19 protein-coding genes and 1 pseudogene are annotated in these 20,913 nt (G+C 75.0%); 13 read left to right on the top strand and 7 right to left on the bottom strand.

The annotated features are described in order from the left end of the window. Positions 1-1,617, top strand: a complete 1,617-nt coding sequence (pdxR, locus tag EKG83_RS32745; protein WP_033435062.1) for a MocR-like pyridoxine biosynthesis transcription factor PdxR — start codon at positions 1-3, stop codon at positions 1,615-1,617. Between the two features lie 146 nt (positions 1,618-1,763). After that, positions 1,764-3,122 (top strand): sensor histidine kinase, encoded by a 1,359-nt coding sequence (locus EKG83_RS32740; protein WP_084717098.1) that lies wholly within the window; start codon positions 1,764-1,766, stop codon positions 3,120-3,122. Here the strand turns inward: EKG83_RS32740 and EKG83_RS32735 are convergent. Next, positions 3,119-4,057, bottom strand: a complete 939-nt coding sequence (locus tag EKG83_RS32735; protein WP_033435063.1) for a LysR family transcriptional regulator — start codon at positions 4,055-4,057, stop codon at positions 3,119-3,121. The genes EKG83_RS32740 and EKG83_RS32735 overlap by 4 nt on opposite strands. Positions 4,058-4,145: 88 nt before the next feature. Here EKG83_RS32735 and EKG83_RS32730 point away from each other — a divergent pair, with 88 nt between their 5' ends. The 5 genes and pseudogenes from EKG83_RS32730 (at position 4,146) to EKG83_RS32715 (ending at position 9,383) form a co-directional block, all read left to right on the top strand. Then, on the top strand, positions 4,146-5,063 hold the full coding sequence (locus tag EKG83_RS32730; protein WP_033435077.1) for a zinc-binding dehydrogenase: 918 nt from the start codon (positions 4,146-4,148) through the stop codon (positions 5,061-5,063). Continuing rightward, positions 5,060-6,091, top strand: coding sequence for an alpha/beta hydrolase family protein (locus EKG83_RS32725; protein WP_033435064.1), 1,032 nt, complete (start codon positions 5,060-5,062; stop codon positions 6,089-6,091). The genes EKG83_RS32730 and EKG83_RS32725 overlap by 4 nt, the downstream gene beginning before the upstream one ends. Before the next feature lie 230 nt (positions 6,092-6,321). Beyond that, positions 6,322-7,725 (top strand): annotated as a pseudogene (locus EKG83_RS48550) (endo-1,4-beta-xylanase); the annotation flags it as partial. A 156-nt stretch (positions 7,726-7,881) separates the two neighbouring features. Further along, on the top strand, positions 7,882-8,364 hold the full coding sequence (locus tag EKG83_RS49875; RefSeq protein ID WP_211269316.1) for a cellulose binding domain-containing protein: 483 nt from the start codon (positions 7,882-7,884) through the stop codon (positions 8,362-8,364). Between the two features lie 89 nt (positions 8,365-8,453). Then, positions 8,454-9,383 carry a MerR family transcriptional regulator gene (locus tag EKG83_RS32715; protein ID WP_033435597.1) on the top strand — a complete coding sequence of 310 codons (930 nt, stop codon included), beginning with the start codon at positions 8,454-8,456 and terminating at the stop codon, positions 9,381-9,383. Positions 9,384-9,447: 64 nt separating this feature from the next. On the opposite strand, the gene EKG83_RS32710 is transcribed toward EKG83_RS32715, so the two are convergent. Together EKG83_RS32710 and EKG83_RS32705 are read right to left on the bottom strand one after the other, a co-directional pair. Beyond that, positions 9,448-9,909, bottom strand: a complete 462-nt coding sequence (locus EKG83_RS32710; RefSeq protein ID WP_033435607.1) for a PaaI family thioesterase — start codon at positions 9,907-9,909, stop codon at positions 9,448-9,450. A 100-nt stretch (positions 9,910-10,009) separates the two neighbouring features. Further along, positions 10,010-10,627, bottom strand: a complete 618-nt coding sequence (locus EKG83_RS32705; RefSeq protein WP_051767003.1) for a DUF6801 domain-containing protein — start codon at positions 10,625-10,627, stop codon at positions 10,010-10,012. Between the two features lie 436 nt (positions 10,628-11,063). Here EKG83_RS32705 and EKG83_RS48540 point away from each other — a divergent pair, with 436 nt between their 5' ends. Together EKG83_RS48540 and EKG83_RS32695 are read left to right on the top strand one after the other, a co-directional pair. Then, positions 11,064-12,419 carry a helix-turn-helix domain-containing protein gene (locus EKG83_RS48540; RefSeq protein WP_033435596.1) on the top strand — a complete coding sequence of 452 codons (1,356 nt, stop codon included), beginning with the start codon at positions 11,064-11,066 and terminating at the stop codon, positions 12,417-12,419. A gap of 14 nt (positions 12,420-12,433) precedes the next feature. Further along, a complete protein-coding gene (locus tag EKG83_RS32695; protein ID WP_033435595.1) occupies positions 12,434-13,612 on the top strand; it encodes a PucR family transcriptional regulator in 1,179 nt (392 codons plus the stop codon). 457 nt (positions 13,613-14,069) lie between these two features. Here the strand turns inward: EKG83_RS32695 and EKG83_RS32690 are convergent, their stop codons facing one another. From EKG83_RS32690 to EKG83_RS32680, 3 genes are read right to left on the bottom strand one after another with little or no spacing between them, the layout of a single operon-like run. Beyond that, complete coding sequence (locus EKG83_RS32690; protein ID WP_033435594.1) at positions 14,070-15,221, bottom strand: ARPP-2 domain-containing protein; 1,152 nt, start codon at positions 15,219-15,221, stop codon at positions 14,070-14,072. Beyond that, a complete protein-coding gene (locus EKG83_RS32685; RefSeq protein WP_033435593.1) occupies positions 15,218-15,481 on the bottom strand; it encodes a hypothetical protein in 264 nt (87 codons plus the stop codon). The genes EKG83_RS32690 and EKG83_RS32685 overlap by 4 nt, the downstream gene beginning before the upstream one ends. After that, positions 15,478-16,881, bottom strand: a complete 1,404-nt coding sequence (locus EKG83_RS32680; RefSeq protein WP_033435592.1) for a hypothetical protein — start codon at positions 16,879-16,881, stop codon at positions 15,478-15,480. The genes EKG83_RS32685 and EKG83_RS32680 overlap by 4 nt, the downstream gene beginning before the upstream one ends. A gap of 190 nt (positions 16,882-17,071) precedes the next feature. Between EKG83_RS32680 and EKG83_RS32675 the strand changes: the two genes are divergently transcribed. Next, positions 17,072-17,476, top strand: a complete 405-nt coding sequence (locus EKG83_RS32675) for a hypothetical protein (protein ID WP_051767001.1) — start codon at positions 17,072-17,074, stop codon at positions 17,474-17,476. Positions 17,477-17,507: 31 nt separating this feature from the next. Here the strand turns inward: EKG83_RS32675 and EKG83_RS32670 are convergent, their stop codons facing one another. After that, on the bottom strand, positions 17,508-18,056 hold the full coding sequence (locus EKG83_RS32670) for a CGNR zinc finger domain-containing protein (RefSeq protein ID WP_033435604.1): 549 nt from the start codon (positions 18,054-18,056) through the stop codon (positions 17,508-17,510). A 129-nt stretch (positions 18,057-18,185) separates the two neighbouring features. Between EKG83_RS32670 and EKG83_RS32665 the strand changes: the two genes are divergently transcribed. The 3 genes from EKG83_RS32665 to EKG83_RS32655 all read left to right on the top strand — a co-directional run bounded on the left by EKG83_RS32665 (position 18,186) and on the right by EKG83_RS32655 (position 20,787). Beyond that, positions 18,186-18,638, top strand: a complete 453-nt coding sequence (locus EKG83_RS32665) for a VOC family protein (protein ID WP_033435591.1) — start codon at positions 18,186-18,188, stop codon at positions 18,636-18,638. Positions 18,639-18,640: 2 nt separating this feature from the next. Then, on the top strand, positions 18,641-19,543 hold the full coding sequence (locus EKG83_RS32660) for a pyridoxamine 5'-phosphate oxidase family protein (RefSeq protein WP_033435590.1): 903 nt from the start codon (positions 18,641-18,643) through the stop codon (positions 19,541-19,543). Positions 19,544-19,839: 296 nt separating this feature from the next. Beyond that, positions 19,840-20,787: an ArsR/SmtB family transcription factor gene (locus EKG83_RS32655; RefSeq protein WP_033435589.1), complete on the top strand. Its 948-nt coding sequence runs from the start codon at positions 19,840-19,842 to the stop codon at positions 20,785-20,787. Positions 20,788-20,913: the final 126 nt, after the last annotated feature.

Here is a 20,913-nt window from a genome sequence, read left to right as displayed (position 1 = left end):
GTGAGCAGGTCCAAAAAGGGTCCGGTCGACAGGTCCACAACGGGGGCCGACTTCCTCCAGCTCAACCTCGCCGACGTCCCGGTCGGCGGTTTGGCGGAGTGGCTGACCCGGCAGCTGCGGCAGGCCATCGCCGACGGCAGGCTGCCGGTGGGCAGCAGGCTCCCGGCGACCCGCGTGCTGGCCGCCGAGCTGCGCGTGTCCCGGGGCGTGGTGACCGAGGCGTACCAGCGGCTCACCGAGGACGGGCAGGTCGCCGGGCGCGGCCGGGCCGGGACGGTGGTCGTCGCCGCCCCGATCGCCGCCGTGGCCGTGGCCGTGGCACAGCCGACCGGAAGTGCCACCCCGCGCCCACCGGCAACGCGCGCCATCCCGCGCACGGACCCGACCGCCGCACCCGCCACCGGTGCGCCCACCGCCCCAAGCGCTCTTTCCGCCGCGTCGCCGTCCACCCGATCCGCCCCACCCGCCGCGCGCACCGCCGAGGTGTTCGCCCTCCCGCCGGGCTGCGGGCTGCTGGAGTCGCTGCGCTCGCTGCCCGCGCGGATCGACCTGTCCCCGGGCGTGCCGGACCTGGCGGCGTTCCCGCGCACCGCGTGGCTGCGCGCCGAGCGCGCCGTCCTGGGCACCCTGTCCTCGGCCGACTTCGGCTACGGCGACCCGCGCGGCGCACCCGCGTTCCGCCTGGCCGTGGCCACCTGGCTGGCCCGCAACCGGGGCGTCCTGGTCGACCCGGACGAGGTCGTGATCGTCGCCGGCGTGGCGCAGGCCCTGGCCCTGCTCGCCCGCGTGCTGCGCGCCGACGGCGTCGACCGGATCGCCGTGGAGGACCCCGGTTCCCTGGGCGCCCGCACGCAACTGGCCAGTTGGGACGTCGAGGTCGACCCGGTACCCGTGGACGCCGACGGCATCCGGGTCGACGCGCTGCGGGCCGGCGGCGCGTCGGCGGTCCTGCTGACCCCGGCGCACCAGTTCCCGACCGGCGTCGTCCTGGGCGGTGGCCGGCGGCGCGAGCTGGTGCGGTGGGCCGACGAGGGCGGCCTGGTCATCGAGGACGACTACGACGCCGAGCACCGCTACGACCGCCCTCCCGTGCCCGCGCTGCGCTCGCTGCGCGCCGAGCGGGTCTGCTACTCGGGCAGCGTCTCCAAGCTGCTGGCGCCCGCCCTGCGCACCGGCTGGCTCCTCGTGCCGCACCGCTACCGCGAGGCCGTCGTGGCGGCCAAGCGCGACACCGACCTGGGCAACGCGGTGCTGCCGCAACTGGTGCTGGCCAGGCTCATGGAGAACGGCGAACTGGAACGCCAGCTCCGCCTGCTGCGCCGCCGCCACCGCGACCGCCGCGACGCCATGATCGCCGCGCTGCGCCGCCACCTGCCGGGCGCCCACGTCCACGGCGCCGCGGCCGGCCTGCACCTGATGGTCACCTTCGACGCCGACGTGCCGGACGTGGCGGTGGCCGCCGAGGCGCTGGCGCGGGGCGTGAAGGCGCAGCCCCTGTCCTGGCACCGCCACCGCCCCGGCGCCCCGGGCCTGGTCCTGGGCTACGCGGCCAACACGGCGGGCGACATCGGCGAGGGCGTGGCCGTGCTGGGCGAGGTGGTGCGCGAACTGCGGTGACGACCCGACCCCGATGCGTGCGTTGTCGGCAGCACCCCGCCGGAGGACCGGCTGAAGTCGGCTGAACCGGTTTTTCAGGGGCGAACCGCGCCGCTGTGGCACGCTGTCGGCCCGAAGTTCCGGCGAAGTGGCCGAAGGTGGTCGAGATGCGGTCCGAAGCGGCGTCCCTCCGCGTGAAGGTGACCTGCACCGTCACCGCCGCGGCAACAGTCCTCCTGGGCGTCGCGGTCGTGGCCTCGGCTTTCCTGGTGCGCGAACGGATGCTGCGCTACGAGACGGGTGACCTGGCGGCCACGACCACCTGCGCGAGCGTGGTGATCTGGCCCTCCGAGCAGGGAATGCCGCTCCAGCAGAACAACTCGTGCCAGGCCGGCCTCGACGTGGTGGCGGAGTTCACCTACCTCAGGCAGCACTACCCGGACAACTGGCCCCTGGAACGGATGATCATGCGGGCGGATGCCTCGCACCGCTCCGTGGACGTGGTCCCCGACCTGTCGCTGTGGCCGCTGTCAGACCCGGCCGAGACGTCCTACCGCCTCCAGCACCTGTACGGCGCGGACGGAACCGCCGAGGAACTGGGTTTCCGCGTTCCGCGCGAACGGATCGGGGCGATGCAGGAACGACTGAACAGCACGGTGCTGGCGTTGGCCGGCCTGGGCGCGCTGATGGCCTGCCTGATCGCCGCAGTGGTGTGGTTCGCCACCGGGCTGGTGCTGCGGCCGGTGGAGGCGATCCGGCGGGAGGTGGCCGACATCACCGAGCGCGACCTGTCGCGGCGGGTGCCGGTGCCCCGCGCGCGCAACGAGATCGCGGAACTCGCCAGGACGGTCAACGCGACGCTGGACCGGTTGGAGGTCGCGGTGGAGGACAACCGCCGCTTCGTCGCCGACGCCTCCCACGAGTTGCGCAGCCCCATCGCCGCGTTGCGCGCGGAGCTGGAGATCGCCACCGCGCACCCCGGCCAGGCCGACTGGCCCGCCGTGGTCGACGCGGCCCTGGCCGACACCCACCGCCTCCAGCACCTGGCCACCGACCTGCTCCTGCTCGCCCGCCTCGACCACACCACAGGTCACGACGACACCATCGACCTCACCGAGCTGGTCGACGACCACACCACCCGCCGCCGCACCCACCACACCCTCACCACCGAGCTGCCCGACCACCCGGTGCCCGTGCGCGGCAGCCACGCCCTGCTGGACCGTCTGCTGGGCAACCTGCTCGACAACGCCGAACGCCACGCCACCACGGCCATCACCGTCCGCCTGACCAGCAGCAGCCAAGCGGTCCTGGAAGTCCACGACGACGGCCCAGGCATCCCACCCGAAGACCGTGAAAGGATCTTCGACCGCTTCACCCGCCTCGACGACGCCCGCACCCGCGACACCGGCGGCACCGGCCTGGGCCTGCCCATCGCCCGCCGCATCGCCGCCAACCACCACGGCACCCTCCACGCCGAGGGAGGCCCCGGCGCCCGGCTCGTGGCGCGCATCCCCCTGGCGGACTAACCCCCGACGCGCTCCACCACCCAATCCCCGTCCGGCAACCAGTCCCGCCCCGGGTCGTGCTCCAGCCACCGCCGTTGCCGCGCCGCCTCCGCGAAGGCGTCCAGCAGCGCCGGGAGGAACGGGTGCGGGCTGTCGCGCCGCCACAGCAGCGACCACGCGTACAGCGGGGTCGGGTCGACCAGCGGGATCGAGCGGACGCCCGGGTGGTCGGGCACCGGTCCGTCGGCGGGCAGCAGCGCGAAGCAGCCGGGGTCGGCCGCGACGTGCGCGGCGACGTGGTCGAGGCCCAGGTTCGTGCCCCCGGTGAGCCGGGTGGTGCCGAACCGGTCGGCGAACCGGCTCAGGAAGTGCAGCCGGTCCAGCGGGGCGGGCGTCCACAGCGCGCTGTCGCGCAGCTCGTCCGGTCGCACCCGGTCGCGCCGGGCCAGGGGGTGGTCGGCGCCGACGAGCGCGTCGACCGGTTCGACCCGGACCAGGCGGCTGGTCAGGTCGCCGGGCAGCGGCGGGTGCACGCGGCCGAAGCCGGCGTCGACCTGGTGGTCCGCCAGGGCCGCCGCGACCGACGGCAGGTCGCGGCCGTGCCCGGGTTCCAGGGGCGGTGCCCCGGTCAGGGCGGCGAGGGTGCGCATCGGCGCGTAGAGGTGCCCCCAGACGTCGACGCGCAGCGGGCGCGCCTCGCCGCGCACGGCCACGACCGCGGCGTCCCCGGCGGTGAGCGCCTGCCGGGCCGGGGTCAGGAAGCGCTCGCCCGCCGGGGTGAGCCGGACGCCCCGGCCGCCGCGGTCGAGCAGCCGGGTGCCGAGCCTCGACTCCAGCGCCGCGATCCGCTTGGACAGCGCCTGCTGCGAGATCGCCAGCCGCCGGGCGGCGCGGCCGAAGTGCAGCTCGCCCGCGACGAGCACGAACGCGCGGACGTGCGCGAGGTCGAGGTCCACGCGCCGACCATAGGTGACAACCGCTGGTTGTCGACGACGTCCGGTGGCTGTTGGCGGTGGGCACGCCGTCCGGGGTGGCATGGGCGCCGTGAGAACACTGATCCCGACGGGCGACCCGCGGCAGCCGGTCGCCTTCGCCGACGAGCCCGAACCGGTGCCCGCGCCCGACGAGGCGCTGGTGGAGGTGGAGGCGTTCGCGGTGAACCGCGGCGAGACCTTCCTGCTCGAACGCCCGGTGCCGGGGTGGCGGCCGGGCAAGGACGTCGCCGGTGTGGTGGTCCGGGCGGCGGCCGACGGTTCGGGGCCCGCGGTCGGCACCCGCGTCGTGGGGCACCCGCCCGCCGGCGGCTGGGCCGAGCGCGTCGCCGTGCCCACCCGCTCCCTCGCCGTGCTGCCCGGCGCCGTGGACGCGGTCCGGGCCGCCGCCCTGCCGCTGGCGGGCCTCACCGCGCTGCGCCTGCTGCGCGCGGCGGGCGCGGTGGCGGGCAGGCGGCTGCTGGTCACCGGCGCGTCGGGCGGGGTGGGCCACTACCTCGTCGAGCTGGCCGCGGGCGCCGAGATCACCGCCGTCACGGCCACCCCGCGGCGCGGGGCACGCCTGCTGGAGCTGGGCGCGGCGGAGGTGGTGCACGACGTGGCCGACGCGCGCGGTCCGTTCGACCTGGTGCTGGAGTCGGTCGGTGGCGCGGTGCTGCCCGTCGCGCTGGCCCGGCTCGCCGCCGGCGGCACGCTGATCTGGTTCGGCCAGGCATCCCGCACCCCGGTCGCGCTCGACTTCTTCGACTTCTTCGCCGGGCCGGACAACGCGACCATCCGGCACTTCCACTACGAGGGCGCGCCCTACGCCGACGACCTGGCCACGCTCGTCCGCCTCGTCGCCGGCGGCCGGCTGCACCCCGAGGTCGGCCGCGTCGCGGGGTGGGGGAGCACCGCCGACGCGCTCGTGGACCTGCGCGAGCGCCGGGTCCGGGGCCGGGCCGTGCTGACCGTGGGGAGCGACCGGTGAGCCCGCTCGTCACCGCCGATCTGTCCCGCGCCACGGGCGCCGGCCTGGACCCGCACGAGTACCTGCGGCGCACCGAGGGGGTGACCACCGCGCGGGACTGGCTGGACGCCTGCGCCGGGGCGGGGGAGGAGTACCTGCGCCGGGCGGCGGCGGCCACGTCACCGGTCACCGCGGCCGAGTACCGCCGGCTGGCCGCCCGCTGGTTCCACTTCGCCACCCTGTGCCCCTCGCTGGACCGCGACGCGTGGGCGGGTGCGGCGGCGCGGGCCGACGAGGCGATGGGGCTCGCGCTGGGGTTGGGCCCTGACAACAGGGCCGTTGGACGTTCGCCCGGCCCCACCAACCCCCCGACCACCGCGCGCCGGCTGAGCGGACCGCTGTTCACCGGCTGGCTGCGCGGCCCCGCCGACCCGGTCGCCACCGTCGTGGTCGTGCCCGGCCTGGACTCCTCCAAAGAGGAGTTCCACCTCCTCGCCGAAGCCCTCCTCCGCCGAGGCGCGGCGGTGCTCGCCCTGGACGGCCCGGGCCAGGGCGTCCTGGCCCCGACCACCCGCGTCCGAGCCGACTACCACCACGTGGTCGACCAGGCGGTCACCGCGCTCGGCGTCGACCGCGTCGGCCTGGTGGGCCTCAGCCTCGGCGGCTACTACGCGGCGGAGGCGGCCGCGCACGACACCCGGGTCGCCGCCACCGTGACGGTCAGCGGACCGTTCCGGCTGGCGTGGCCGGACCTGCCGCCGCTCATCCGGGAGGTGCTCACCGTGCGCGCGGGCGGGGCGGGGGAAGCCGAGAGCTTCGCCGACCGGGTCGACCTCACCGACCTGGCACCCCGCATCACCACACCGCTGCTCGTGGTCGACGGCGGCCGGGACGTCATCCCGGGGGTGACCAACGGCGAACCGCTGGCCCGGCTCGCCCCCGCGGGCGACCACCTCCGCGTGGACCACGGTGACCACCTGCTCGGCAACGCCCGGCCGGACTGGCTGCCGGTGGCCGCGGACTGGTTGCTGGACCGCCTCGCGCGGTGACGGCGCGGACCGCGGAGCCGATACTTTCGTAAACCGCAGAAGGTGCTGTTTCGCAGCCTCCGCGTGACTCTGCCTCTGTGCTTGCGTCTCTATAGGTCAACGATGTTCTTGACTGTGTGGAATGAGCGCCTTACTTTACGAAAGCGTCACGCACGATTGTCGAAAGTTTCGACCCTGATGTGGTGCTCAGCGGTCCGGCTGGTCCCGGAGCGAATCCCTTGGAGGAAGTGATGTCCAGAACTGCTGTCACAGCTGCCGGCAGGTCGGAGGCACGAGGCCGGTCGCGGCGCGCCGCGGTGGTGGTCGGTGCGATCGGGTTGCTGAGCGCGGCGGCCGTGGTGCTGCCGAACGTGGCCACCGCCGGCACCACGCTGGGCGCGTCCGCCGCGGAGAGCGGGCGCTACTTCGGCACGGCGGTCGCGGCCAACAAGCTCTCGGACTCGACCTACGTGGGCATCCTCAACCGTGAGTTCGACATGGTCACGGCTGAGAACGAGATGAAGATGGACGCCACGGAGCCGAACCAGAACCAGTTCTCGTTCGGCAACGGTGACCGGATCGTCAACCACGCCCGCAACCAGGGCAAGCGGGTCCGTGGCCACGCGTTGGCGTGGCACTCGCAGCAGCCGGGCTGGATGCAGAACATGTCCGGCACGGCGTTGCGCAACGCGATGCTCAACCACGTCACCCAGGTCGCCACGTACTACAAGGGCAAGATCTACGCCTGGGACGTGGTCAACGAGGCGTACGCCGACGGCAGCTCCGGCGGTCGGCGTGACTCGAACCTCCAGCGGACCGGCAACGACTGGATCGAGGCCGCCTTCCGGGCCGCCCGCGCCGCCGACCCGAACGCGAAGCTGTGCTACAACGACTACAACACCGACAACTGGTCGCACGCCAAGACCCAGGGCGTGTACCGGATGGTGCAGGACTTCAAGTCGCGCGGTGTGCCGATCGACTGCGTCGGCTTCCAGGCGCACTTCAACAGCGGCAACCCGGTGCCGTCGAACTACCACACCACCCTGCAGAACTTCGCCGACCTCGGCGTGGACGTCCAGATCACCGAGCTGGACATCGAGGGCTCCGGCAGCACCCAGGCCCAGCAGTACCAGGGCGTGGTCCAGGCGTGCCTCGCGGTGACCCGCTGCACCGGCATCACGGTGTGGGGCATCCGCGACAGCGACTCGTGGCGTTCCTCGGGCACCCCGCTGCTGTTCGACGGCTCGGGCAACAAGAAGGCCGCCTACACCTCGGTCCTCAACGCCCTCAACGCGGGCAGCACCGCGCCGCCGTCCACCACCACGACGACGACCCCGCCGAACACCTCGGACTGCCGCGCCGGCTACGTCGGCCTGACCTACGACGACGGCCCCAACGGCAGCACCACCACGCAGCTGCTCAACGCGCTGCGGTCGGCCGGCCTGCGCGCCACGTTCTTCAACCAGGGCAACCGGGTCCAGCAGAACCCCGGCCTGGCCAAGGCGCAGCGCGACGCCGGCATGTGGGTCGGCAACCACAGCTGGAGCCACCCGCACATGACCCAGCTGAGCCAGTCGCAGATGGCCTCGGAGATCTCCCAGACCCAGCAGGCCATCCAGTCGGCCACCGGTGAGGCGCCGAAGCTGTTCCGCCCGCCCTACGGCGAGACCAACAGCACGCTCAAGTCGGTCGAGGCCCAGTACGGCCTGACCGAGGTGCTGTGGAGCGTCGACTCGCAGGACTGGAACAACGCCAGCACCGCGCAGATCGTGCAGGCCGCGTCGACCCTGCAGAACGGCGGCGTGATCCTGATGCACGACGGCTACCAGACGACGATCAACGCCATCCCCCAGATCGCGGCCAACCTCGCCAGCCGCGGCCTGTGCGCCGGCATGATCTCCACGTCGACCGGCCAGGCCGTCGCGCCGAACGACAACCCGCCCACCACCGGCCCGACGACCACCACCACGACGACGTCCCAGCAGCCCGGCGGCTCGTGCACCGCGACCTACCGGACCACCCAGCAGTGGGGCGACCGCTTCAACGGCGAGGTGACCGTCCGGGCGGGCGCCTCCGCGATCACCAGCTGGACGGCCACCGTCACGGTGACCTCCCCGCAGAAGGTGTCGGCCACCTGGAACGGCACGCCGAGCTGGGACTCCAGCGGCAACGTCATGACCATGAAGCCCAACGGCAACGGAAACCTCGCCGCGGGCGCGAGCACGACGTTCGGCTTCACCGTGATGACCAACGGCCAGTGGGCGGCGCCGACCGTCTCCTGCCGCACGCCGTGACCCGGTGACCGGCGCGGGGCCGGGTGGGGCGACCCACCCGGCCCCGCGCCGCTTGCACCTCCTCCGGGGGGAGGTGTGAGGGTGGCGGGGTGAACGGCGACGCGCTCCACTCGATCGGCGACCTGGCCCGGCGCACCGGCCTGACGGTCAAGGCGGTCCGGTTCTACTCCGATCGCGGGATCGTGCCGCCGACCGGCCGCAGCCCGGCCGGTCACCGCCTCTACGGCGCCGACGCCGTCGCCCGGCTGGAACTGGTGCGGGCACTGCGCGACCTGGGCGTCGGGCTCGCCGACATCCGCCGGGTGGTGGACCGGGAGGTCGGGCTGCCCGAGCTCGCGGCCGCGCACGCCGAGGCCCTGGCGGTGCAGATCCGGGTGCTGCGCCTGCGGCGGGCGGTCGCGGTGGCGGTGGCCAGGCGCGGGTCCTCACCACGAGAGGTGGAACTGGTGCACCGATTGGCGAAGCTGTCCGAGGACGAGCGCGGACGCCTGGTCGACGACTTCCTCAATGCCGTCTTCGGCGGGCTGGACGGGCCCGCGTTCGCGGGGGTCGCCCGCACGATGACGCCCGAGCTGCCCGACGACCCCGAGGTCGAGCAGGTCGAGGCTTGGGTGGAGCTGGCCGAGCTGACGCGGGACGCCGGCTTCCGGGACGGCCTGCGGGAGCTGGTGCGGCACCACGTCGGAGACGGGGCCGTCCCGCGCCCCGACCCGGTGGCGGTCGTCCGGGACCTGGTGGCCCCGGCCCTGGCCGCCGGCCTGTCCCCGCTCTCGCCCGAGGCCGACCGGGTCGTCGCCGAGGTCACGACGGCGGTCGCGGCCCGGTGCGGTCTTCCCGGCCCGGAGGCGGACCTCCTGCTGTCCCGCCTGGAAACCGCCAACGACCCCCGCCGGGACCGCTACCTCCGGCTGCTCGCGACGATCAACGGGTGGGCGGCCCCGGAGAGCCCGGGGCCCGCGCTCGACTGGTTCACCCGCGCCCTGCGCGCCCGGCGGCGGGAGCCGGTCGGGGAGCCCTAGGGCGAAGGGCCCGGCCGGGGGAGCCCCCGACCGGGTGGTCCGACCGGAAACCCCCGACCGGACTTCACGTCGTGGCCGGGCGGGGCCGCCAGCGCTTCCACGTCGCGGCGGCCTCGGCGCGCGGCTTGCCCTCCCACCAGAGGGTGACGTCCACCGCCACCTCCGCCTCGGACGCCTCCCGCACGACGGCCCGCAGCTCCACGGCCTCGTGCAGCGGTGACGGCCGCAGGTAGCGCACGTCCAGCCCGGCGGTCACGTAGGGCAGGGCGGCGCCGCCGAGCGGTGCCCAGCCCCGCCGGTCGGCCTCCAGCATCACGGCCGCGGCGCTGTGGCAGTCCAGCAGGGTGCAGATGATGCCGCCGTTGAGGAAGCCGAGCCCGTTGTCGTGCCGGGGCCGCGGGGTGAACGCGGCGGTCACCACGCCGTCCTCGCCGGGGTAGCTGCGCAGCCGCAGGCCCTCGGGGTTGCCGTGGCCGCAGCCGAAGCACGGCAGCGAGGGGTAGAGGCGCTCCTGGATGCTGGTCACCGGCCCACGGTAGGTGGCCGTGCCCGCCCGACCCGCCACCGGGCCCCGGACGTGCGGCGGTGGGCCGCCCCCGTGAGGGCGGCCCACCGCGCGTCGTGCGTCAGGCCGTGACCGGGAACGTGTAGAGCGTGGTCGCCTGGTTCGGCTTGAGCGTGCAGTTGGACGTGAAGGTGCCCAGGCCGGTGAGCGAGCCGTCGCCCTTGCGCGGGGTCAGGGTGGTGCTGAAGTTGCCGACCGTGATGGTCGTGGTGCCCGCCTTGGTCAGGGTGAGGGGAGCCGTGCTGCCGGTGGCGACGGTCGGGAACGACGAGCCGTTCGAGGGCACGTTCGTCTTCGCCACGACCAGGTCCGGCGCGACCGGGACGAGGGTGCCCGCGTTGTTCACGGTGGTCTGCGCCTTCGCGGTGCCCTCCACGGTCTTGGCGCCGACCAGCGCCAGGCCGAGGGTCGCGGTCGACGGCACGGTCGCGGTGGCCGTCACGGTGGTCGCCGGGAGGGCCACGCCGACCCGGCCGGAGGTGGGCAGGTTGGCCACGTCGATCCTGACGCTCATGTCCTGCGCCCCGATCAACGGGAACGGGCAGTTGTAGACGAGCGTCAACGACGCGGTCGCCGCCTGGCCCACGCCCGCTCCGGCGGTGAGGATGGTGCCCGCGACCGCGGTGGCCACCGCGAAGCCCCCGAAAACCCTGCGCGCAGCGGAATTGAGTTTCAGCATGCGAATCTCCTCGTCGAGACTGTGCGGAAACGCGACCTCGGCGGCGGGGGTCGCTGGTGTACTGGTCGGTAATGTACCTATCCTGCGACCTTTGGGACAAGTATTCATGGCACATCGGCAAATTTAGTAAACCTGGCCACAAAATGATTGTTCGATTTTGTCACAACTGTGACGCGGGTTACTCTGCCGACTATTGTGGGGTGTCCGACCGGGTGACATTCACTCATTCGGACCAGGCGGGTCGCGTCGGTGGGTGGTCGGGGGGTGGTCGCTGGGTGGTCGGCGAAAACGCCCGGCCGGGCACCCCGTGTTTTGTCGACGGCCGATTCGCGCCCCGCCGCGGCGTGCGGTCGGGCGCGCGGTTGCGCCGTTAGGCGGTACCCGCTCCGCGCGCTCCGGCGCGACCCTGCTTGGTCGGGAGCGGGAAGGCGGGTGCATGGGGGATTTGTTTGCGCGGTGGCGTGGCATGGTGGCCCGGCACGGCAAGCGCGCGGTCGACACGTACGTCCGGGAATTGCCCGATTTCCAGGTGATGTCGACTGACCTGCGCTCCCGGGCCGAATTGCTCGATTTCGCGCTTTTCCTGCGGGAGCGGACGGTCGCGCTCGCCGCCGAGGACCGGCCGTTCGACGCCGCCGACCTGGCCGTCATGGAGGCGGTCGGCCGGGAGCGCGGCGCGGCCGGGGTGTCGCCCGTCGCGCAGCGCCGGGTGCTGGCGCTGCACACCTCGCTCACCCTGCGGGAGGTCCACGAGGCGGCCACGCCGGTGGACGTCGCCGACGTCATGCACGCCCTGCGCTGGCTGCCCGACCAGGGCGGGCTGGCCCAGGCCGCGTACACCCAGGGCTACCTGCGGGGCCAGGCCGCGCTGCGGCCGGTGGTCGACCGCGTCCGGTCGCTGGCGCTGCTGCTGTTGGCGGAGGACGCCTTCGCCGAGGACGTGGCGACGGGGTTGGCGATGGAGCTGCACGACCACGTGGTGGTGACCGTGGTGCGGGTGCCCGGCGCGGCGCCCGGGCCCGGTGACCGGACCGACGTGCTGACCGACCTGCTGGCCCACCACTGGGTGCCGCTGTGCTGGGAGGAACCCGACGAGTTCATCGCCCTGGCCGGTGCGGACGAGCCCGCGGTGGCCGAGGAGCGGGCCCGGGCGGTGGTGCGCGGCTTCACCGACCGGGTCGACGTGCCGTGCGCGGTCGGGGCGGCTCGCGGGAGGCTGGGGTTGGGGGGTGCGGCCGGTGGTGTGGCGGCCGGTGCGGTGGGTGGTGCGGCTCGTGGTGCGTTTGCCGGTGCAGTGGGCGGTGCGGCTCGCGGCGCGTTGGCCGGTGCGGCGGGCGGTGTGGCTCGTGGTGCGGCGGGGGGTGTGGCAGGCGGTGCGGTGAGCGGTGCGTTGGGCGGTGCGGCAAGTGGTGCGGCTGGCGGGCTCGCCGATGCGCTGGCGGAAGCCCGGCGGCTCTGCGCGGTGGCCCCGGCCCGCCCCGGCGCGCTGCACTTCCGCGCCGACCTGTTCGCCGAGCTGGGCGCGGCGGCCGTGCCCCCGGTCGACCGCTGGCTGGCCGAGACGGCGCGCCGGCTGCGCGACGGTCCCGACCTGATCGCCACCCTGGACGCGTTCTACCGCAACGACATGCACCGCACGCGCACGGCGGCGGCGCTGGCGGTGCACCCGCGAACCCTGGACTACCGCCTCGACCGGGTGCGGCACCTCACCGGCCTCGACCCGGCGTCGGCCCGCGGCGTGCTGGTCCTGAGCACGGCCGTGACCCGGGCACTGGCCGGCGCCTACCACTGAGCGACGGGTGGAGCATGGGAGACCTGTTCGACGCACTGCGGCGGCGCGCCGGCGAGAACGGCGAGCGCGTCGTCGAGCTGTGCACCGCGGAGCTGCCCGAGTACGACGCCACGGCGCGCACCGCGGCCGACCGCGACCGGATGGTGGAGTTCGCCGTCCACATCCGGCGCCGCACCCTCGACTGCGTGGCCGTCGACGAACCGCTGACCCCCGACGACCTGGCCCTGGTGACCGCCATGGGCGCGGACCGCGGCCGCCGCGGCCTGTCGCGCGCGGTCCACGACCAGGTGCTGGCCCTGCACGCCACGGCCACGCTGCGCGAGATCCACGAGGCGTGCAGCCCGCACGACCTCGACGACGCCATGCACATGCTGGCCTGGCTCGCCGCCCACAGCCCGGCCGCCCAGCGCGCGTACACCGCGGGGCTGCTCAGCGGGCAGCAGGACCTGATCTCGGCCGCCGAACGCGTCCGGCGCTACGCCGACCTGCTGGTCGCGGGCGACCCGGTGGCCGGCGACCACGCGCGCTCGATCGACCTCCCGGTGCCCGAGCGGTACCTGGTGGTCGTGGTCCGCGTGCACCCCCAGCCCGACCACGACCTGGGCGACCCGGCGGCCGACGAGGTCCTGGACGCCCTGTGGCGGCACCACCGCGCCCCGGCGACGTGGCCGACCGCGGCCGAGCTGGTCGCGTTCCTGCCCGCCGGTCGGGACGAGCTGGCACCCGCGCTGGCCAGGTCGGTCGCCGAGATCACCGGGCGCGAGTGCGCGGCGGGCTCCGCCACCGGCCCGGCGGGCGCGATCGACGAGGCCGTCGCCCTGGCCCGCCGCGTCAGCCGGGTCGTCCGCCCCCGCACCGCGCCCGACCACGTGCCCACGCTGGGCGACGTGGCCGTCGAGGTCGGCGTGGCGGAACTGCCCGACGTCGACCGGTGGCTGCGCGGCATCGCGGCGCACCTGGCCGGGGGCCCGGAGCTGGTGGTGACCCTGGACTCGTACTACCGCAACGACATGAGCCGCGCGCGGACCGCCGCGTCGCTCAACGTGCACCCCCGCACCCTGGACTACCGGCTGCGGCGCGTGCACGAGCTGGTCGGCATCGACCCGCACTCGACCGCGGGCATCCGCGTGCTGGGCACGGCGGTGTCCCGGTTCCTGGCCGACGCCCCGGGCGGGTACCGCCGGGACTCGTGAATCCGGGGAATTCGCCCCGGTGGGGTTCTCGCTTCCTCACGAGGCGCCGGGCGCCGCCGTCGCGGCAGGCTGGTGGGGCGTCATCGGAGGTGATCGCGGAAGCTCCCGGGGGGTCGGGGGCGCGACGACCGGCCGGGGGTGCGGCGCTCCCCGACGGTGCCGTCCCGGCTTCGGTCGGACGGCGCCGACCGCACACCCCCGGCAGGGCGATCACGTGCGGCGGCCGGGTGGACCGGCTCCCCAACACCCGGCCGCCGCCGTTTCGCGAAGGGGTCGAGATCGGCTCCCGAGGAGGGCCGACGCGGTCCCCGAGGGGGCCGGGCACGCCGGCCCGGCACCGATCCGAGGCGCAGCAGGACGTCCGCACCGTCCGGTGCAACCCCCCGGACCCCCGGTCGGGCGGATGCGGGACGACCCGGCCGTCCGCGCCGACGGCCGGGTCCGACCGCACTGCCGCTCACCCCTCCCGCCGCGCGGCCGCGCGGTAGCGGGCCAGCACGTCCTCGCGCAGCAGCGCCCCGAAGCCCGCCCCGTCGAGCCGGAGCCCCAGCGCGGCCTCGGTCACCCCCAGCGCGGCGGCCGTCGTCGGCAGGTGCCAGTCGTGCTCCGCCAGCCTGCTCAGCAGGTGACCCCGGCGCACCTGCGCCTCCGACAGCCGGAACGTCTTGAGGTACGCGGTGCGCCCCCGGCGGTCGGTGATCAGCTCGCCGATGTGGTTCTCCAGGCCAGGCCGGAACGCGGGCAGGAAGCGGGACAGGGTGAAGTGCCCCAGCCGGTGCACGCGGTGCACCGAGTACGCGGTGCCCAGCAGCCCGGCGGCCATCGTCGTGCCGTGGAACCCGGCCCACTCGACCCGCTGCCGCCACGCCGCCGCGCGCAGGTCGGCCAGGGTGCGCACGTGGTCACCGCCCAGCCGCGAGCGGAACTCCGGCACGGGCGCGCCCAGCGTGGCGTAGTGGTGGATCAGCTCGCCGTACATGTCCTGGAGCAGGGTGGGGTGCAGGGCGCGGTAGTCGTCGGGGTGCGGCACGACGAACGCCGCGGCGAGCGCGTCGGCCACGTGCACCACCACACCGCACTGGCGCGGGTGGATCTCGAACAGCCGCAGCGCGTCCGCCAGGTCCCGCACCTCGGCGCCGGCGTACGCCTGCTCCTCGCGCGGGGAGAGGCCGTGGCGGACGGCGCGCTGCGACCACTCCTCCCACACCACCTCCGGACCGCCGAAGTGCAGCGCCAGGTACCCCTCCACGGCCAGGTGCAGGGGCAGGAAGCGCAACCGGTCCGGCGCGGTCCGGCGGGCCATCCGGCGGTGCACGTGCACCGGGACGCGCGCGGGTGCACCGGTCCGGTCGCCGGGGCGGGCGAGGGTGGTGCCGTAGGCGGCGGTCGGCGCGCTGTCGCCGGTCAGCGTCGCCACGAAGCCGTGCGGGATGTAGGACAGGTAGGTCGTGCGGGGGTCCACCGCGACCACGGCGGGACCGTCGCCGTAGCACTCGGCGCGCAGCCGCAGGCCGGGGATCGGCTCGTCCCGCAGCAGCGGCACGAGCCGGACGCCGCCCCACACCTGCGCCGGGGCGGTGGTCAGGCCGGTGAGGTCCAGGGTGGTCATCGGCCCTCCTGGGAGCGGGTGGTGCGGTGGTGTGGGTGGTCGGGGGAGTGGGCCGGGGAGCTGGTGGTGCGGTGGTCGGGGGAGCGGGTGGCGCGGTGGTGCGAGTGGTCGGGGGAGCCGGTGGCGCGGTGGTGCGGGTGGTCGGGGGAGTGGTCGGCCCGGTGTGCCGGGGAGCTGGTGGTGCGGTGCGGCGGGCGCGGGTGGTCGGGAAGCCGGTCGGCCCCGCGTCCCGAGCGCGCGTCGCCCGGCCGTGCGCTCATCGCCCCTCCAGGAACCGCTCCACCCGACGCCCCAGGTGCGCGCGCAGCTCGGCCAACCCGGTCGTCCCCTCGGCGAGCCGCGCGAACCCGATCAGCGCGGGCACGTCCTCGGCGTCCCGCACCCCCACGGTGGGCACCTGCGGGGTCAACCGCCGGGCGGTGAAGGCGTCCGCGTCGTACACCGGGTTGAGGTGGACCGCGCTGACCCGGCGCTCCGGGTCCAACCGCTCGCGCCACACCCGCAGCACCTCGGCGGCCAGCCCGGGCGGCGCGTTGTCCCACCCGTCCGACACCACCACCAGCCGCTCGGGCCCGAACTCCACCGCGTCGAGCACCCGCTCGCCCAGCGGCGTCACGCCGCGCGGGCGGGCCATCAGCGGGTCGTCGTTGCCGGAGGTCCACAGGCCGGTGTACTCGGCCGCCAGCGCCTCCAGCAGGTAGTGGCAGGCCAGCGCGACCGCGAGCGGGCGGTTGCGCTTGGTCGCGGACCCGGCCGAGGAGAAGCTGTCGTCCAGCACCGCCGCCACCCGACCCCACCGGCCGGCCTCGGGGCCGCACGCCCGCCGGGCCGCCGCGCGCAGGGCGGAGGTCAGCTCGGCACGCCGCCGCCCGCGCTCGGCGAACGGCAGCGCCAGCACGTACGAGGCCAGCCGGGTCAGCGGCATCCCGGACAGGTCCGCCACCACCTCGGCCACCCCGTCGCGCCGGGCGGCGCCCTGCAACCGCAGCCGCTCCAGCCGGGTCAGCCGGGGCGCGATGCGCGCCAGGAACACCGCCCGCTCGATGCCGTGCCTGGCGGCGAACCCCTCGGCGACGGTGTAGGGCAGCTCGTACACGGCGGACTTGTCGTAGTGCGCCCGTCGCCAGGAGTCCAGCAGCGGTGCGCGGTAGCGCGGGCGCCGTGCGAACAGGAACGCGCCCACCTCCTCGTCCGCCGGCCGGACGTGCGCGTGGCGCAGCGCCCGCTTCACCCCGGCGCGGTACTTCACCGCGTCGAACACGGGGTCGGGCCGCCGCGCCAGCCAGTCCCGGACGACCGCGCGCGTGCGCCGGTTGTTCACCCGGGCCCGCCGCAGGTCGCGGAACAGGTCGTAGGCGCGCTGCGGCGGCAGGGCCCGCAGCCGGGCGCCGATCAGCCGCCCCTCCACCCGCCGCTGGTCGGCGGGCAGGTCGCCGGGGTCGGCCAGCAGCCGGCGGATGATCAGCGCGGCGTTGTGGTCGTTGACGTCCAGCGCGAGCGCCGCCGCGTACAGGTCGCGGTAGTTGACCGCCATGTACTCGTGCAGGAAGTCCAGCGACAGCCGCTGCGCGTCGGCGTCGGAGTGGAACTCGCGCTGACCGGTGGAGGTGGTCGCCGCGTTGACGAACAGCAGCATGTCCTCGGCGGCGAGGAGGTCCATCGGTCCCCCGTCCTGGAGTCGTGGGCGCCGACCGGGGAATGGGGGTGCGATCAGCGAAGCATCGCTTCAGAGGCGCGTCCCGGAAGTCGCACCGGAGTCCCGCGGTCGGCGTGCGCGGAGGATAGCAACGGGCCGGGCGCGTGAGCGCGCGATTTCGCCCGCCGCCGCGGGTGCCGGGCACGATCGGCGGGTGACCGCGAGACCGCTGGTGCGGCCGGACGTGGACGGTCCGCCGAACGCGTGGGGCGCGTCGACGCGGACGGCGGAGGAGTCGGACGCGGAGTTGGCGTGGTGCACCACGGGGGAGGACGACGCGAACCGGTACGCGGGGCCCGCGCTCGGGCTGCCGCCGCTGCGGGTGGTCGGGCTGCGCGCGCACGAGGGGCGGCCGGGGCGGAAGTTCCCGGCGGTGGGCCGGTTCGCGGCGGGGCGGCCCCTGGGCCGGCTGGACGACTCCGGCCTGTTCCCGACCGCCCGTGCGGAGTTCCCGGCCCGGCGGCGGGAGACCACGGCGCTGGTGGAGGTGGACCCCGGGGTCGGTGTCACGGACGAGGACCTGGGCCGGGTGGTGGCGGCGCCGGGCGGGGGGCGCTGAGCGCTCGACAACCGCCCACCGCGGTCCGCCCTCACCCCGCCCGGTTCTCCCGGACCCGCGCGTAGTGCCGGTTGGCCTTGGACCGGTTCCCGCACCCGGCCATCGAGCACCAGCGCCGGCTGCCGTTCTTGGACACGTCGAAGAAGTGGAGCACGCACGCCGGGTTGGCGCAGGGCCTGATGCGGTCCGGCGCCCGCCCCAGCAGGTCGAGGTAGTCGCGGGCGGCCAGCCAGCCGGGCAGCCAGGCGGGGTCGTCGACCTCCACCCGCTCGACCGGCGCGCCGTCGACCAGCGCCAGGCGGACCCGGCCGCGGTCGAGCACGGCGTTCAGCGCCGACGCGTCCGGCGAAACCACCGCGGCGGCCAGCGCGTCCCGCGCGTGCCGGACGGCCGCCAGGGTCGCCTCGTCGGCCGGGCAGCGGTCGGCCAGGCCGGCACCGGTCAGCCAGGTGGCCAGCCCGTCGACGGTCTCCAGCAGGTCGTGCGGCCCGTCGGTGATCCACCGGGTGTTCAGCAGATCCAGCGACAGGGGCTCGCCGGTCAGGGGCCTGGGGTCGGCCGACGTCGTTCGCTCGGGCACCCGCACCTCCTCCACCGGCGTTGACCTGGAACAACCTACTTCTAACCAGTCAAATCAGCTTAGCCGGGTTGACGTCCTCGATTCTAACCGTCTAAGTTCTCCTCAACAGTTAGATCAAGGAGGAACCAGATGGCGACCGCCACCCCGCAGACCGGGCACGTCGGCCTCAACGTCACCGACCTCGACCGCTCGCGCGGCTTCTACCAGCGGGTCTTCGGCTTCGAGAGCCTCGGCGAGGGCACCGAGCCCGACCGCCGCTTCGCCTTCCTCGGCCACGGCGGCGAGCTGCGGCTGACCCTGTGGCAGCAGAGCGCCGGTGCCTTCGACACCGGGCGCCCCGGCCTGCACCACCTGTCGTTCCAGGTCGACGACATCGACGAGGTCCGCCGCGCCGAGGAGGTCCTGCGCGAGCTGGCGGTCACCTTCGCCTACGACGGCGTGGTGCCGCACGGCGAGGGCGCCGACTCCGGCGGCATCTTCTTCACCGACCCGGACGGCATCCGCCTGGAGATCTACGCACCGTCCGGCGCCGGGACCGCCGCCGCACCCAGGTCGGACGCGCCCACCTGCGGCTTCTTCTAACCGTGACCACCTATCACCGCGGGGAACGCGCGGTCCAGCGCCGGGCCGGCGTGCTGGACCGCGCCGACCACACGCTCCGCGCGGTCCGCACGTCGGTCCCGGACGTCGCCGCCGACTTCCTGGCCCGGCAACCGGTCCTGTTCCTCGGCGCGGCCGACGACCGGGGCCGGCTGTGGGGCACGGCGCTCGCCGGGGAGCCCGGCTTCCTCCGGGTCCCCGACGGCCGCACCGTCGAGGTCGCCGCCACCCCGGCCGCGGCCGACCCGCTGGCCGGGGTGCTGGCGGGCCCCGCCGCGGTCGGCGCGATCGCGGTCGAGCCGGGCACGCGGCGCCGGATGCGCGTCAACGGCACGGCCCGCCCGCGCGACGGCGGCCTGGTCGTCGCCGTCGAGCAGGTCGTGGCCAACTGCCCCAAGTACATCCAGCAGCGCGTGCCCGAGCGCGTGCCCGGTGCCGCCGAGCCGCGCGTCACCGGCCGGGGCGTCGCGCTCACCGCCGCGCAGCAGGTGTGGGTCCGCGCCGCGGACACGTTCTTCGTCACCACCGCCTCCGACGAGGGCGACGTCGACACCTCCCACCGCGGCGGGAACCCCGGCTTCGTCCGGGTCCGCTCGGGCACCGAGCTGGAGTGGCCCGACTACGCGGGCAACGCGATGTTCCTGACCCTGGGCAACCTCGACGTGAACCCCGCCGCGGGCCTGCTGTTCTGCGACTGGGCCACCGGCGCGACCCTGCACGTCTCGGGCCGGGCGCGGGTCGACTGGTCGGCGGACCGGGCCGCCGACCACCCGGGCGCCGAGCGCGTGGTCCTGTTCACCGTCACCGACGTGGTGGAGGTGGCCGGCCTGGTGCCGCTGCGCTGGGGCGAACCCGGCTACTCGCGGTTCAACCCGCCGCTCGGTTGAGCCGCGCCGAATTGCCGGAATCGACCCGGAACGCGCGGCGCGACGCACTTGCAACAGTGTTGCGAAATGATTGCGTCCGACTGACGTGGAATTCTCCCGATTCCGGGCACGGTGCGCCGAGGTGGTTCGGCACGACCGCGACTACCTGCGGTTGCCGACCATCCTCTGTGGACCGTGCCCGGACGGGCAAGGCCACGGGCACAGGACCCCCCACGGCGGACCCCGCCGAACCCTTGCGCCCCCGGTGAGCGACTTGCCACCATCCGGAGCGGGGACGAACGATTTGGGGGGATCTCGTGCTCCGCATCTTTTTCACGACCGAAGACCTGGTGTGCACGACGGTGGCACCGACCTCGGACCCGCTCTGGGACGTGCTGCTGGCCAGTCGCCGCCTGGCCGAACGGGATCAGTCGCCGGTGTTCGCCAAGTGGTCGTACGCCGTGCGGCGCGCGATCGACCACCGCGATCCCGCGCTGCGGTTGCTGCACGTGCTGCGGCCCTGCCCGGACTTCCTGCTGCCCGCCGAGTCGGCGCGCGGCCTGGAGGCCGGGCTGGCGGCCGTGCGCGCCACGCCGCGCCACCGGGTGCGGGCCGAGCTGGCCTGCCTCGCGCCGCTGCCCGGCTGGGTGGAGCCGCTGGCGCGCGGTGACGACGCCGCGCTGGGCGCCGTCGCGGACATGCTGCGCCGCCTGCACTCGGTGCTGGTCGAGCCGTTCGCCGACGTCATCCGGGAGAGCGTCAACGCCGACCGCGCCCGCCGGGCCCGCGACCTCGTCGACGACGGGGTGCACGGCCTGCTCGCCGGGCTCGGCGGGGGCGCCCACTGGCGGCCGCCGGTGCTGGAGGTCGACCACCCGGTCGACCGGGAGGTGCGCCTGGGCGGCCGCGGCCTGCGGCTGGTCCCGTCGTACTTCGCCCGCCACCGGCCGGGCGCGCTGACCGACCCGTCGCTCCCGCCGGTGCTGGTGCACCCGATCGACGACACCGACCGGTGGGCGGGCAGCGTGCCCAAGAGCCTCGACGCCCTGCTGGGGCCGACGCGCAGCGCCGTGCTGGAGTGCGCGCGCACCGGGGTCGGCACGGTGGAGCTGGCGCGCCGCGTCGGTACCTCGCCCGCCTCGGTGAGCAGGCACACCTGCGTGCTGCGCGACGCCGGCCTGCTCCGGACCACCCGGTACGGCAAGCGGGCCGTGCACTCGCTGACCGAGCTGGGCGAATCGCTCCTCGAAGGCGCCGTGCGGTAACGACGGCCCCGCGACCGGGCCCGCAGTCGTGCGGGCCCGGTCCTGGTCGTGCCCGGCGTGGAAAACCCTCCCCACCTGCGTGGACGCCACGCACTGGCCTGCCCGCAGCGCGTCGAGTTGCAACGC

It is taken from the genome of Saccharothrix syringae, assembly GCF_009498035.1.
Classification (GTDB): domain Bacteria; phylum Actinomycetota; class Actinomycetes; order Mycobacteriales; family Pseudonocardiaceae; genus Actinosynnema; species Actinosynnema syringae.
The sequence above is the reverse complement of the archived record's forward strand: the minus strand, read 5'-3'. Positions and strand labels throughout refer to the sequence as shown.